Here is a 15,485-nt window from a genome sequence, read left to right as displayed (position 1 = left end):
TTTCCTCCTTTCGTTATGGTGTAAATCGGCTAAACTTTAATGGACCATGAAAAATTTGTTCAGCGAGTTCGTCGTTGTACCTAGTATAAACTTCGTAAGACGGCATCGTATTGACGTACATAAGCCAAATGGCACCTTTTTGATCCATAATGGTAGAAAGCTCTAATTCAAATAATGACGAATAGGACTGATCGAGTGTTTTAAACACTTCATTTACAACATCATGTAAAGCATCTTTCAATAATTGAACACCAGTTGAAGAAAGCAAATATTTAATTTTGGAAAATGGATGTAACATGGACCGCTCTGTTACTGAAAGTAAAAATTGCGCTGGGAATGAAGACTTTTGTATGAATTGACCGAGTACTTCCCAATTCTGTTCTTTGTTTTTTTGCATAATGGTTCGAATATGAATTGGATATGATAGTTGATTTGGAGGTTGTAACATTGGATGGATCATATAATGGGATGAGTGTACGTTCGATTTGCACCATGATATAAAGTCATCTGTCCGTTTGAACTTAGTAGAAGTACAATGCTGTTCATTTATTGTATCGATATGAAATGTTTTATGTTTGTAAGTGACTCGATATAAACTTTCATTAGAGTGTATATTGATAGGACGTATAACAATATCTCTTGTTTCTAGTAGTAATTTGAAAATTCCTTGGACCGTTCCTTTTTTTATTTTTGGAATGTAAGGAGAAAGACGTTTATTAGTAAGAAAAAGATTGTGTAAATCACTTGGATTAATAAGAGTGTTATTTAAAAAAGTAGTCGAGGAACGTTTGCGTAATGAATGAATAATCGATTTTGCTTGTTGGAATACTTTATCCTCCTTGAAATGACAGCGATCATATATATATGAAGGAATGGGAAAGGTTTGATCTATCCAATTTCCTGTATCTGTATCGTAAATAAGACCAGAAACAAGATCTGTCTTTGAATCAATGCTAAACGGTGTGAATTGGGCAACGACGTTATGATAAAGACGAGCTCGCTTAGCGATTTCGGTGTAATACATTTGCTCGTGATGAAATTTAGAAGTTAAAAGACCAAGAACCAACGAAATCACTCCTTTATTAACAGGATGTTTGCATAATAGGCGAAGCTATATATTGCAAATACATTTTTATACCATTATACTTTTGTCCGTATGATGATATGCTATAGTTTTGGAGAAGTGAAAGGTTGATTATGATGAATATATGGTTGAATATGTTAACAACGACAGGGCTCGGGGCGATTATTGGAGGATACACCAATCATTTAGCAATAAAAATGTTATTCCGTCCTCATCGTCCGATTTATATTGGGAAGTTTCAAGTTCCATTTACGCCAGGGTTAATTCCGAAGCGCCGCGATGAGCTTGCTGTTCAATTAGGGAAAATGGTTGTAGAACAGTTGTTAACACCAGAAGGAATCGGAAAGAAATTAACAAATGAAGAGTTTCAAGCCAGTTTAATTCGCTGGGCACAAGTGGAAGTTGATAAAGTAATTACGAATGAACAGTCGTTACGGGATATGTTAGAAAAATGGAATTTAGAACATGTAGAAGAAGAGGCGACTCAAAAAATCGAACATGTTATTACAGAAAAAATTCATGCATTTTTAGCAGAGTACTATACATATACATGGGAACAGGCTTTACCTCATTCTGTTCATGAAAAAATAGAGAATACGATTCCGAATCTAGCATCTTTTATTTTGAAAAGAGGAATTAGCTTTTTTGAAAGTGAAGAAGGAAAGGCACGCCTTTCAAAAATGATTGACGACTTTTTCGCTTCTCGCGGGACACTACTTAATTTAGTCGGTATGTTTTTAGGGAATGTAAGTTTAGTGGATCGTGTGCAGCCGGAAGTAATTAAGTTTTTAGGACAAGATGGAACAGAGCGGCTTTTAACTGATGTACTGCAAAAAGAGTGGGAAAAGTTAAAAGGAAGAGACGTACAAGAATTAGAAACGTTTGTAGAGAAAGAAATGATTGTGAGCTCCATATTGTCAGCTGTTAAAGTAGAGGAAACGGTGAGTAAATTTTTAAACCAATCTGTGCAGAAAGTATGTGAACCAGTTCGAGAAACGGTTATTGAAAAAGTAGTTCCAAGCGCAGTAACGAAAGGCTTGAAGTGGGGAACAGAAAATGTAGAGAGCATATTAAACAATCTACAGCTTGCGGAAATTGTCCAGCAAGAAGTAGCTACATTTTCAACAGAGAGACTAGAAAATCTCGTATTGTCCATTACAAAAAATGAGTTGAAAATGATTACGTATTTAGGTGCATTATTAGGCGGAATGATTGGACTTATGCAAGGGTTGTTACTTCTGTTCCTTAGGTAATAAAGATGAGTACATAGAAATAAAAGTGAAATTTCTTCACATCTCTTGCATAGTTTGATATGGTAAGAAGAGGTGCCTATGTAAATGCACTTAAAAGGCAGTGCGAGCGAAAAGCGCTAGCCTTCTAAAGGAGGAAAAATAAAATGACAAAAAACATTCATGATGTTGCATATGAATTACAAAAAGCAATCGCTGAAAACGAAGATTTCCAAACATTAAAAGCAAGCTACGCAGCAGTACAAGGAGATGCAGAGTCAAAGAACTTATTCGAAGAGTTCCGCACGATGCAACTTGGCCTACAACAAAAAATGATGCAAGGTCAAGAAATCACTGAAGAAGACAACCAAAAAGCACAAGAAGTTGTAGCTCGCATTCAACAAGATGCTAAAATCACAAAGTTAATGGAAACTGAGCAACGTTTAAACATCGTTATCACTGACGTTAACAAAATTATCATGAAGCCACTTGAAGATTTATATAACGCGCAACAACAAGCTTAATGATAGAAGACGCTCCTACTATAGGGGCGTTTTTTTTGTTTTCTACCATTAAGTTTATCCCGCTATTTGCGGACAGTAAAACTCTCACCTTAAAATTCGGCTGAAGCAAAGGAGTTAGGTGGGAGATCANNATAATCAGTGGGGGATGAACAACACCCCCACTGATTATAGTTTCACTTTATTAAAGCGCTTTGGGAAAGAAAAACCTGTCTTGAACAAGTTATCAACTTGTGTGAGTTTGTTACCTGATCTAGTTCTACTGAAAGTACCGTAGACGCCGCTTGTTGAAATGACGAAATCACAACCGATTTTTTTCGTTTAAAGATACGGAACGATGACTGAATTATCAAGAGAAAACTTAGAGAATGATATCGTGGCCGCGGAAGGTACGGAGTAAAAAGGAATCGAAATTATGTATTCTCTATATAAAGAACCGAAGTCTTGTTCAGGCTTCGGTTTTTATCATTGGTTCGTAATCCTCTCGTGAAATTCCCCTATCCAATTTCACCGCAGGCCTCATTATGTGTAATTTGTAAAATGAAAACTCAATTTTGAAGCAAAAGAAATATAAATTTCTCTCCAAACATATACATCAAAAGGATAGGGGGGATATGATGGAAAACTCCATTACTATTAGTTTATGCATGATTGTAAAAGATGAAGAACAGACTATATCAAAATGCTTAGAGTCGGTCAAAAGTGTTGTGGATGAAATTATTATTGTAGATACAGGTTCAACAGATGCTACAAAAGAGATTGTGAAGAAGTACGATGCGAAAGTTTATGATTTTCAATGGATTGAAGATTTTTCAGCGGCACGAAATTTTGCATTTTCTAAAGCTACAAAAGAATATATTCTTTGGTTAGACGCAGATGACATAATAGATACGGATGATGGAAAGAAATTGCTACAGTTAAAACGTACGTTAGATCGTAGTACGGATGCAGTATCTATGAAATATTATTTAACTTTTGATATAGAAGGAAATCCAACACATTCTTTAAGGCGATATCGATTAGTCAACAGAAGTAAAAATTTTCAATGGCATGGATTTGTTCATGAATATTTAGAGGTGTATGGAAATCTTATAAATAGTGATGTAGGGGTAAGTCATAAAAAAGAAAAAGCATATACTAATCGTAATTTGAAAATATATGAAAAACATCTTGAGAGTGGAAAAGAATTTAGTCCCCGCGATGTGTACTATTATGCAAATGAATGTAAGGATCACAGATTATATGATAAGGCTGTTAATTGGTATTCAAGGTTTTTAGATGAAGAAAAGGGTTGGGTTGAAGATAATATTCAAGCTTGTTTAAAAAGAGCCGAATGTTATTTTGAGTTGGGGGACTTAAAAAAATCTATCCATTCTTGTTTACAATCATTTATGTATGACACACCTAGAGGAGAACTTTGTTGCCACCTAGGACGTGTATTTTTGCAACAAAGTGAATATGCCAAAGCAATATATTGGTACCATGCAGCAATTGACGGACCGCGATCAAAAGATTCTCCATTTGTCCGGGAAGAGTGTCATACATGGTTGCCGCATATTCAGCTATGTATTTGTTATGATCGAATAAAAGAATATGAAAAGGCAATTTATCACAACGAACAAGCTGCACAGTTCATACCTAATAATCCAAGTATTGAATATAATAGAAAATATTTTGATGGTTTATTTAAAAAATAGTATTTAATAATACTAGATAATTATTTCGGTTGCTGAGAGGAGTCTGATTCATGCTCACAAGTATAATTATATTAACTCATAATCAATTACAATACACAAAAGAATGCATCCAAAGTATTAGAACTTATACAGTGGAACAAGAGTATGAGTTAATAGTTGTGGACAATGCATCAACAGATGGTACTGTAGAATGGTTACAAAAACAATCGGATATTATACTAGTGGAAAATGCAGAAAATATGGGTTTTCCAAAGGGATGCAACCAGGGAATTAAAAAGGCAAAAGGTGATAATATTCTATTATTAAATAATGATGTGGTCGTAACTAAAAATTGGTTAAGAAACTTAATTCGGTGTTTGTATGAAAACGAAGATACTGGAGCTGTAGGACCCGTCACTAATAATGCTGCTTACTATACTGCTATACAAACCTTTTATAAGGATATTCAAGGGATGCAGAATTTTGCAACTTTATATAATCAAAGTGATAAAAATAAATGGGAAGAACGTATGAAATTAATAGGATTTTGTATGCTTATAAAAAAATCAGTGTTAGATGAAGTTGGAGTATTAGATGAACGATTTACACCAGGGAATTATGAAGATGATGATTTGTCGTTAAGAATTTTTGAAAAGGGATATAAATTGTATTTATGTAAAGATACATTTATTCATCACTATGGAAGCGTATCGTGGAGAGAAGACAGTGTTAACTTTTCCATAGTTTTACATGCAAATAATATAAAATTGTATGAAAAATGGGGATTTTATGGTGAAAGTTTATACATTCATTATGATTTACTAGCAATTGTAGATCGATTTGCGCCTGATCAAGTAAATATTCTTCATATAGGAGCTGGATGTGGTGCAACTTTATTAGAAATGAAAAGGCGTTACCCGGCAGTTTCCACATTCGGTGCAGAAGTTAATGAAAAAGCGGCAGCTCTTGCAAATAGGGTAGGGCCTACAACTTCTAGCGAGTATGACAAGTTACACGAGGTATTTAAAGATGAAAAATTCCAGTACATTCTATTATCACATCCTATTGAGCCAGCGCAATTACCTCATGTCATACAATCTATTTCTCAGCTTTTAACGCCAACAGGAACTTTCATTATGACGAAATTCAATTTAGATAATTATAATGCATTAAAAAATTCATAAGAAAATTAATGTTTTTTTAGGTTCCTCTTCGGAGGTGAACTGTATTTGGGAATTTTGGAGAGGAAATGGTTCCTTCTATATATACAAAACCGAAATCCGAGCCCGGATTTCGGCTTTTCGATGTGTGATGAAATACGAAATTACCTTCGTATTTTTGTTAGTTTGGTCACTTGCAAATATACAGGATGGGGCAGTTCAAAGTCAGTGAAACATTATAGGATAGCTCCTTTACTTTGAAACACACGGATGCTTTTCATAATAAAACCGCCATGGATAGTGAACGGCTTCTTCTGCATAATCAATATTAATACGAGGACCAGCTAGTATGTTATGTGTGGATGATAAATGGCCTTCTTCAGGAACTAATTCAATATGTAACGTATCACTTTGAAGTGATACGCCGCGCTCTTCTAAAGTGATTCCGAGTGCGCGGCATAGTTTTCCGGGTCCATTTGTTAAGTTTTTATACTGAGCTTTCGTAATGTCAGTTTTGTTGTAGCGCGCTAGTGTCATGTCTTCGATTCCGTCTACAGGTTCAAGAGCACGAATAAGAACTCCTTGCGGGGTGCCGATTGGTGCTGTAATTACGTTAAAGCAATGATACATACCGTAAATTAAATATACGTAAGCATGTCCTGGTGCGCCGAACATTACTTCTGTTCGATTAGTCCGTCTTCCTCCGTAACTATGAGCGGCCTTATCATCTGGACCTTTGTATGCTTCTACTTCTACAATAATTCCGCTTCGCTTTATGTCGTCTACAATATGAACGAGTTTATGCCCGAGTAACTTCTTTGCGACCTCTAACGTATCGCCTTCATAAAAAGAAGGTGGTGCCTGCATTGTACTATCTCCTTTGCTAGTCGTATATGTATATAGTAAACCAAATTTTGAGTAGTAATTCTAACTCGTTCTATTTACTACATTTATTTCATAAATTATGGATAGAGTACAACAGCGAAGAGGGGGAGTGCGACATGATTTATCGCTTACTAGCTCTTAATATAGATGGGACACTACTATACAACAACGGAAAAATCGCAAAAGGGTTACGGGAGACAATTGACTTTGTGAAAAGAAAAGATGTATACGTTACATTATTTACGAATCGTAATTTTCAATCTGCTCATAAAATAGCGAAGGCGTTAAAATTAGATTCTATATTAGTTACACACGGTGGAGCTTTCATTTCAGCAACGTTAGATAAGCCGTTCGCTCAAAGGAGATTATCTGAAGAGAAAACCTTTAATATTGTGCAAGTGTTAGAGCATTTTGATTGTAATATTCGCATTTCTCATGAAAGATATTCAATTGGGAATCGTGAGAGAAATACACCAAACTTAATTGCGCGTACTGTATTATCAAGCGCAGATCCGTTATTTTATCCGGTTCAATTTGTAGATTCGCTAGGGGATGCCCTGCGTGATCATCCAGTAGCTGCACCAAAAATTGATATTGTTTTCCATACGAAAGGTGAAAAAGAAAGAGGGATGAATACGTTAAGAAAGGCATTTCAAGATGTAGAGTACGTCGAGTGTGATGCGAGGCGTATAGAAATTCTCCCTCAAAATGTATCAAAACTACGTGGTTTACAATTACTTGGGGAGCATTTAAATATTAACCTTAGTGAAATGGTTGCGATTGGAGACAGCACAGAAGACTTAGAGGTAATTGAAAATGTTGGCCTTGGGGTAGCAATGGGGAACGCTCCTGTAGAATTAAAGCAAGCCGCAGACTGGATTACACGTTCTAATACTGAGAACGGCGTAGAGTATATGATTAAAGAGCATTTTCGTAAGCAATTCCCGCTTCCTTTTTTAAAGAATCATAAACATACACCGAAACGATGAAAGAAAAAGGCTTTAAAATGGGAACTGTATCTGAGATCTATACAATTCCTTTGAATACTTTAGGCAACTATTGATGTTGTCAAAACTTTATGACGTGAATGCATCAAGTTGTATAATCTTAGCGGCTGCAACTGGAGAACTAAGCGAAGGTTTAGAAAAACCACCAACAACAGAAAGCTTCCAGTTACAAGGTGTAGTACACATTCTCTGCCACTTATAGGTGTGATTTTTCTGTTACTTGGAATACGTTTAAGATTTATGACTAAAAATAGTTAATAGATGTATAAAAGGCAAAAGAGATAATATTATCTCTTTTGCCTTTTAAGTTAATACAGAAGGATTAAAGTAAAAACATTTAGTTATAAATGTTTTTAAGCTTCAATCACGTTAAGCATTCTGTTTATAAATGCAGCTGCGTGAGCGCGTTGTGATGGTCCTTTTGGTACGAATTGATTAAATTCATTACCTTTTACAATTCCATATCCATACACTCTTTGTACTTCTTCTTTAGCGTAAATTAAGTTTTGGTCTACGAATGGTAGTTCAACTGGTTTTGCGAAAATACCAGCGTGTTTTAGAGAACGATCAATCATAATAACAGCTTCTTCGCGTGTAATTGTAGTATTTGGATCAAAGGTATTATCACCACGTCCGCGGATTATGCCTGCGCTTGCTGCACGATTAATACCGTCTCTTAAAGATGGATGTACTTGTTCTAAGTCTGTGAAATTAGCATTTCCATTTGGTAATTGTAAAGCACGAGTAATTAATGTAGCAAATTCAGCACGCGTTACAAGACGTTCTGGGAAGTACTTGCCGTTCCCTTCTCCTTGCATAATGCCTCTAGCTGCTAATTGACGAATGTCTTGTTCATACCATCCACCTGTAATGTCATCAGTTACTGGATCTTTTCGGTTTTCCTTATAGTATGTTTCAGTTCCTTTTAAGAAAGCATCCCATTGTCCGCGTTGAATCATATATGCAGGGCAGTTTTTTCCTGACCAAAATTGGTGTTTTTGGACATTATCTAGAGAAATATTTAATTCGTTCATTAAATAAGCTGCCAATTTACGGGCATTCTCTACCGCTTTTTCATAGTTTCCATCTTGATTAACGGCAATTTCAATTCCGATAGATTCATAGTTTCCAGTTTTATTTCCAGCATGCCATCCAACTTCATTTACTGGAAGATGTTGATAAATTTCTTTATCATCTACTGTGAAATGCCAAGATGCGGCGCGATCAGCTGTTCCGCGTGCTTGTCTATCTAAGAATTTTGCATGACTTAGAGCATTGGCACCTTTTTCTGGATTAGCCGTTTCGTGAATCGTAATATATTTAGGTACCATCGCGTAGCCAGGGCGAATATCGTCATTTCCTGTTGGGACAATCATTTCTTTAAATGTAACGCCATAAATATTGTTTGTTTGTAGAGTAGCTGGAGCTCTCAATAAATTGCTTTTAGCAGAACGACCGTTTTTTAATAATGAAGCTTTTGTGCCTTCAAACGTAGCAGAAGGTGCATAAATCCATTTTGATGTTTCATTTATTTGGACTTTAAACCAATTTCCTGCCTGTTCAGTAGGAATAATTACTTGTGGCTGCAGTTTACCCTCTTCTTTAAACGATTGGAATGGTAATGAATGTATGGAAGCTTCTTCTTTCACAATTAATTTTTGATTAGATAGTTTATGAATCTCTTGAACTTCTAAGCTATTATCATTGTTATTTATCCACCCAGCGCCAGCTGGAGTTGTTATGTAGTATGCATTCCCTTTTTTCTTTGTCGCCATTACTACTTGTTCTGTAACCTCTACATTCGATTTGTTTTTTAAATCACTTGCGTCATATAATGAATGTTTTTTTGATGTGTATAGTAGGAATTCGCCAGTGACCTCGATATCCTCTTCATGTGTGCTATGCTCTTTAACATGTTCTTCAATACTTTTGAAAACTTGCTCATCCGTATATACTTCCGCGGATTTTTCAGCACTCTCTGCAAATGAATAAGTAGGTGCCATAACAGTTTGTAATGCAAGAGAGAGGGTTAAAACGCTATAAAGTTTCTTTTTCATATTTGTTTTTAACACATTAGATTGTTGAATCTTGTGTTAATATTCCTCCTTTATATATTTTATTTTTTGCTAAGCCTTAATTTAGCACTACTAAATTTTAACAAGAGTCAATCAGTGTGTCTATATATCTAAATAACATTCGAGAAAAAATATATGTAAGAGAAACAGGTAAAACCTTCTGTATTGACCTGTAAACGCCCTTCAAGTAAACTAAAGAGAGTTTGCAAATGAAAAGGTGATAATGTTGTTAATTTCAATTAAAACGTTACAAGATGATCGTTTTTTACGTCCGCTACAAAATATTGGCGGTTTATTTTTTGAAGAGAGCAAGATAGGGTTTGAGCAAGAAGAAGCAAATCTTATCGTTGATATACAGATAGAAGGTAATGTGACAGCATCGGCTCGTTTAACAGATGTTGCAACCGGAAATGTGTATGAAGAAACATTCGCAAAAGATTTATCTGCTTTCACAGAAGAAAAAGAACGTATGAAGCAAGTGAAACATGTTGTTTCTTACGTATATCTTTCTGTACTTCAACAGCTAACTGGACTTGAACAGAGCTGGGGAATATTAACTGGGGTACGCCCAACGAAACTTCTTCACAAACTGCTTCAAAATGGTATGTCAAAAGAAGAAGCGCATAAAGAACTTCGTGAAAGTTATTTAATTCATGAAGAAAAAATTGAGCTTCTTCAGCGTATCGTTGATTGCCAATTAGCGGTTGTTCCGGATTTATACCGTTTGAAAGAAGAAGTAAGTATTTACATCGGTATTCCGTTTTGCCCTACAAAATGTGCGTACTGTACGTTCCCGGCTTATGCAATTAACGGACGCCAAGGATCAGTTGATTCGTTCTTAGGCGGGTTACATTATGAAGTTCGTGAAATTGGTAAGTTTTTAAAAGAAAAAGGTGTTACAGTTACGACGATTTATTACGGCGGTGGTACGCCGACGAGTATTACAGCAGAAGAGATGGATATGCTGTATGAAGAAATGTACCAAGCGTTCCCTGATGTGAAAGATGTACGTGAAGTAACAGTTGAGGCAGGTCGCCCAGATACGATCACACCAGCAAAGCTAGAAGTGTTAAATAAATGGAACATTGACCGTATTAGTATTAATCCGCAGTCATACCATCAAGAGACACTAAAGGCAATTGGACGTCATCACACTGTAGAAGAAACGATTGAGAAGTATCATTTAGCACGTGAAATGGGAATGAACAATATTAATATGGATTTAATTATTGGTCTTCCTGGTGAAGGATTAGACATCTTTAAGCATACGTTAGATGAAACAGAAAAGTTAATGCCAGAATCGTTAACAGTTCATACGTTATCATTTAAACGTGCTTCTGAAATGACGCAAAACAAACGTAAATATAAAGTAGCAGGTCGCGAAGAAATTACTGCGATGATGCATGAGGCGGAAGAGTGGACGAAGAACCATAATTACGTGCCATACTATTTATATCGTCAAAAAAATATTTTAGGTAACTTAGAAAACGTTGGGTATGCAATACCGACGCAAGAAAGTATCTACAATATTGTTATTATGGAAGAAGTACAATCGATTATCGGACTTGGTTGCGGGGCATCAAGTAAATTTGTTCACCCACAAACAGGAGCAATTACACACTTTGCGAATCCGAAAGATCCAAAATCATATAACGATGGCTTCGTGAAATATACAGAAGATAAACTGAAAATTTTAGAAGAGCTATTCGTTTAAGGAGAAGGGGGTTGTTCCAATGTGGAACAACCTCTTTTTATATTGTCAGTTTTTGTCGGTAAGTCGATATATTCGAAAAATCGCTGATATAAATTGAGTTGCGTGCGATATATTTTAAAAATCGCCGATATATTTCAAGTTGCGTTCGATATATTCAAAAAATCGCCGATATAATTTCATTTACCATCAAACGGTCCATTTGTAAAACTATGTCGATAATAATCAGAAAAATTAGTCAAATTATTAGAGGACAATGTCTACTTATAGACGAAATGATAGATTTATGAAAGAGAAAAGGGGGAAATTGTTGGCATGTACATGACGATAGGGAGAATTTTTGATTTGGCAGTTGGCAAATATCCGAATAAAGAGGCGTTAGTAGAACCAGAAAAAAATATTCGCTGGACATATAAACAGTGGGATGAGCAAATAAATAAAACGGCGCAAGCTCTATTGAAAGAAGGAGTAAGAAAGGGAGATTGTGTATCTGTTTACTTATATAACTGTCGTGAATTTGTAAACGTTTACTTAGCCTGTGCCAAAATTGGAGCGATCTTTAATCCAATTAATTTCCGCTTAAAAGCAAAAGAATTATCGTATATCCTCCAAGATGCAGCCTCGAAAGTAGTTGTCTTTGAAAAAGCAGTTGAATCAACTGTTGCGATGATTGAACGAGATTTTCCAAATTCGTCTTTTTGGTATGTAGAAGACGATGCACCTTCTTATGCTAGTTCCTACCATGAAAAAGTAAATGAAGCATCAGCTGAAAAAGTAGATATTGTAGTCGATGAAATGGATTATTGCTCTATGCTTTATACGAGTGGTACGACGGGTCATCCGAAAGGCGTACTACATCGCCATCGTGATATGGCTGAGCATAGTATGATTTGTACGTATTTCATAAAATATAACAGGGATAGTGCCGGACTTGTGGTAGCGCCTTTATATCACTGCGGCGAGTTAAATGCTGGAATCATACCGCGCATTCAAGTTGGCGGAAAGAATGTTATTTTACATCATTTTGATACGGATAGAGTATTACATACCATTCAAGAAGAGAAGATTACGACGTTTTTTGCAGCACCGACGATGTGGAATATGTTACTGCAAAAAGATCTAGCCGAGTATGATTTAACTTCGATGAAGATCGGTGTATATGGCGGGGCTGCGATGGCTCCAGCGCTAGTGAAGGAATGTCAAGAGCGTCTTTATATTGATCTTGTCCAAATTTACGGAATGACAGAAATGGGTCCAGTTGTTGCGTTTCTCGTAGAAGAGGATCAAATTACGAAAGCTGGTTCAGCAGGAACACCGTGCTTTAGCCATGAAATTCGAATCGTCAAACCGAACGAAGATGCACCAGCAGAGCCAGATGATATGTTGCCTCCTTATGAAGTAGGGGAAATTATTTTGCGCGGCCCGACTATGATGGCTGGTTATCATAATCGAGAAGAAGCAAATAAAAAATCGATGTATAAAGGATGGTATCATTCTGGTGATTTAGGCTACTTCGATAAAGACGGTTATTTATTCGTTGCAGATCGCGTTGATGATATGGTAATTAGCGGTGGTGTAAATATTTACCCTCGTGAAGTGGAAGATTTCCTTCATAGTCACCCAGGTGTATTAGATGTTGCAGTACTTGGTGAGCCAGATGAACTATGGGGAGAGCGTGTCGTTGCGGTTGTTGTAAAGAAAGATGAAAATATTTCAGAAGCTGATTTAGAAATGTATTGCAAAGAAAGTGATGAATTAGCAGATTATAAACGTCCGCGTCATTACTTATTTGTAGATGAACTTCCGCGTAATGCGAGCGGAAAATTACAAAAATTTGTGCTAAGAGAGTCGTTAAAAGGTGCGAAGAAATAAGGAGTAGAGCAGTTGTCTATACGAATAAGGCTATCTTTCTTAATAAGGAAAGGTAGCCTTATTATTGTGAAATTATTAAAAATGAGGAGATAGCAGGTTGAAAAATTTGTATGTACCTTCTATTTATAATTACTTCCTATTATTATAGTGGAATATATTTTATTGCTTACTGTTCTAATTTTAAAACTATAGGATCTTTGTTAAATAGGTTGGGTTTTGAAATGGTGAGAAATATTAAAATAGTAAATATGGGTGTGTAATTTCGGAATATGTTCGTGCTTCAGTACTAGTGGAATAAAGTTATTAGGGGAGAATGGTAATGGATAACATTCGAAAGAGAAAAATAGTCAGTCATCAGATGACCATATGAATAAAATGGTCATTCGGTACATTTTTGTTACTACTAAAATAGTAACAAAATAATATGTAAATGAACAGTCTTGTAATGCATTTTCATAAGTACTAATATTTATTGTTGGCTGCCAAAACAAGCGAACAATATGGTTAATGAATCGTGTTGTTTACCGCTTTGTTTTGCATGATTAAAGATAGTTTGATACTGCAAATATTCTTTAGTTGTAACCCTTTTTCAGAGTGGTTTAGGGTGGAAAGGATTTCACCGCAGGAAAATTTGATAATTAAAAACGGAGGCGTTATGAGTACATATTTAAAAAGAATATCTGTAATTTGTTTTATTTTTACTGTTATTATTGGACAAGTTTTTATGCCTATTATAAGTCATGCTCAAGAATTAAACACAACAGGATTAGTTGATAGTTTTACATTCGACAAAACGGAATTAAATTATGGAGAACGATCGGGAATAAGAGTAGATTTTAGTGATAAATCTGGAAATCAAATGAAGGCCGGAGATACGCTAACATTAACACTACCTGCAGAACTAACAGGGTATAGTAAACGAATTGACTTGAAGAATGATGCGGGTGTTAGTTTTGGTACTTGCGAAGTAACAAAAACTAATGTGGTATGTACATTTAATGATACGGTTGAGAAACTTCAAAACATTAGAGGCTATTTGTATTTGGAATTCAAAGCAACTAGTAATGTAGGAGTGAATCAAACGATACCAGTTGATACAAATTTAGGTACAGGTTTAGCAACTTAAAGGGTAACAATTAAAGGGCCCACAGAATCGACGGGTTCATCATCATTTATCTATAAAACAGGTGAAATTTACCCAGACGCTCCCAATGAGGTGAAATGGGAGTTGAATGTAAACGCTAGTAGTAACAAGGAACAGTTAGGTGCTGATATTGTTTTGACTGATACTTTACAATCAGGTCAAACGCTGAAGCAGGAAGGATTTATTATAATAGTCGGAAATACGGGTGTAACTCCGCAACAATTTATCGATCAAGGTTATGGTACGATTACGCTTAACGGTAACTCTTTTTCCCTTAGAGGTTATAAGGATCAGGTAAGTGGTAAGGGTATCAGTATTCGATATAGCTCGATTATAACTGATAGCGGAATGAATCAAGATGAGTTTTATAATGATTATACAATTGATTACCAGATTTTAAATCAGCCGCCAGTAACTGTTTCAAAGAATGCATGGGTTAAAAATATAAACGCAGGTGGCGGTGCGCAAGGTGATTTACCTTCTAAAGGAACGTTAAGAATTGTTAAGCATATTGAAGGAGACGAGGGGAAGGTTATCCCAGGTGTTTCTTTTAAATTGTACACAGAATCAGGTCAGCAAATTGGTGATTCTTATACAACAAATCAAGACGGAGTAGTTGAAGCACCAAACCTTGCTCCAGGTAATTACTATGTACAAGAAATTTCAGCACCGAACTATGTAGAGTTCGATCCGCAAACGAAAATTCCTTTTACAATTAAGAAGGATGATGTAAATGGAATAAAACTTATGGTTCCAAATAAGTTGAAAACTACATCTGTTGCAGGAACGAAAACGTGGGAAGGCGATAATATAAATAATCGCCCGGAAACAATTAAAGTAGATTTACTGCAAGATGGTAAAGTAATCGCAACGAAAGAAGTAACTGCAGCAAATGATTGGAAGTATGAGTTTGAAAATTTACCAGCTGTTGATACGGCAGGAAAAGCTTATAAGTATGAAGTGAAAGAGCAACCAGTATCGGGATATCAATCGCACGTTAAAGGATATGATATTATAAATATAAAGATACAGGAAGCGCCAGAAGTAGAAGATCCAGGTAAAGAAGAAACAACAGAAGAAATAAAAGAAGAAAAACCGGAAGAACCAAAGGTAACAGAAGA

12 protein-coding genes are annotated in these 15,485 nt (G+C 35.8%); 9 read left to right on the top strand and 3 right to left on the bottom strand.

Features of this window, described 5'->3' with window-relative positions:
* Positions 1 to 13 precede the first annotated feature (13 nt).
* A complete protein-coding gene (locus V7038_RS05995) occupies positions 14 to 1,066 on the bottom strand; it encodes a YheC/YheD family protein (protein ID WP_335469480.1) in 1,053 nt (350 codons plus the stop codon).
* A gap of 125 nt (positions 1,067 to 1,191) precedes the next feature.
* Between V7038_RS05995 and V7038_RS05990 the strand changes: the two genes are divergently transcribed.
* The 4 genes from V7038_RS05990 (at position 1,192) to V7038_RS05975 (ending at position 5,694) form a co-directional block, all read left to right on the top strand.
* Positions 1,192 to 2,337 carry a DUF445 domain-containing protein gene (locus V7038_RS05990; protein WP_335469477.1) on the top strand — a complete coding sequence of 382 codons (1,146 nt, stop codon included), beginning with the start codon at positions 1,192 to 1,194 and terminating at the stop codon, positions 2,335 to 2,337.
* A 143-nt stretch (positions 2,338 to 2,480) separates the two neighbouring features.
* Positions 2,481 to 2,837 carry a YlbF/YmcA family competence regulator gene (locus V7038_RS05985; protein ID WP_002114853.1) on the top strand — a complete coding sequence of 119 codons (357 nt, stop codon included), beginning with the start codon at positions 2,481 to 2,483 and terminating at the stop codon, positions 2,835 to 2,837.
* A 614-nt stretch (positions 2,838 to 3,451) separates the two neighbouring features.
* Positions 3,452 to 4,531 (top strand): tetratricopeptide repeat-containing glycosyltransferase family 2 protein, encoded by a 1,080-nt coding sequence (locus tag V7038_RS05980; RefSeq protein ID WP_002114849.1) that lies wholly within the window; start codon positions 3,452 to 3,454, stop codon positions 4,529 to 4,531.
* Positions 4,532 to 4,581: 50 nt separating this feature from the next.
* Entirely contained in the window at positions 4,582 to 5,694 is a 1,113-nt protein-coding gene (locus V7038_RS05975) for a glycosyltransferase (protein ID WP_002159126.1), read from the top strand.
* Positions 5,695 to 5,922: 228 nt separating this feature from the next.
* Here the strand turns inward: V7038_RS05975 and V7038_RS05970 are convergent, their stop codons facing one another.
* Entirely contained in the window at positions 5,923 to 6,537 is a 615-nt protein-coding gene (locus V7038_RS05970) for a DNA-3-methyladenine glycosylase (protein ID WP_070127979.1), read from the bottom strand.
* A gap of 134 nt (positions 6,538 to 6,671) precedes the next feature.
* Here V7038_RS05970 and V7038_RS05965 point away from each other — a divergent pair, with 134 nt between their 5' ends.
* Positions 6,672 to 7,544, top strand: a complete 873-nt coding sequence (locus tag V7038_RS05965; RefSeq protein WP_335469473.1) for a Cof-type HAD-IIB family hydrolase — start codon at positions 6,672 to 6,674, stop codon at positions 7,542 to 7,544.
* 371 nt (positions 7,545 to 7,915) lie between these two features.
* On the opposite strand, the gene V7038_RS05960 is transcribed toward V7038_RS05965, so the two are convergent.
* Entirely contained in the window at positions 7,916 to 9,619 is a 1,704-nt protein-coding gene (locus tag V7038_RS05960; protein WP_283746828.1) for an S-layer homology domain-containing protein, read from the bottom strand.
* Positions 9,620 to 9,860: 241 nt separating this feature from the next.
* Between V7038_RS05960 and V7038_RS05955 the strand changes: the two genes are divergently transcribed.
* The 4 genes from V7038_RS05955 to V7038_RS05940 form a co-directional block, all read left to right on the top strand.
* On the top strand, positions 9,861 to 11,351 hold the full coding sequence (locus tag V7038_RS05955; RefSeq protein WP_002201625.1) for a coproporphyrinogen III oxidase: 1,491 nt from the start codon (positions 9,861 to 9,863) through the stop codon (positions 11,349 to 11,351).
* A 312-nt stretch (positions 11,352 to 11,663) separates the two neighbouring features.
* On the top strand, positions 11,664 to 13,220 hold the full coding sequence (locus V7038_RS05950; RefSeq protein WP_199661356.1) for a fatty acid--CoA ligase: 1,557 nt from the start codon (positions 11,664 to 11,666) through the stop codon (positions 13,218 to 13,220).
* Positions 13,221 to 13,824: 604 nt separating this feature from the next.
* A complete protein-coding gene (locus V7038_RS05945) occupies positions 13,825 to 14,346 on the top strand; it encodes an Ig-like domain-containing protein (RefSeq protein WP_335469471.1) in 522 nt (173 codons plus the stop codon).
* 102 nt (positions 14,347 to 14,448) lie between these two features.
* Positions 14,449 to 15,485, top strand: a 1,037-nt coding sequence (locus V7038_RS05940) for a Cna B-type domain-containing protein (protein ID WP_335469469.1), incomplete at its 3' end; no start/stop codon positions are given.

Origin of the sequence: Bacillus sp. JJ783 (assembly GCF_036963225.1) — a bacterium.
Lineage (GTDB): Bacteria > Bacillota > Bacilli > Bacillales > Bacillaceae_G > Bacillus_A > Bacillus_A cereus_U.
This window is presented reverse-complemented; position numbering and strand designations above follow the sequence as displayed.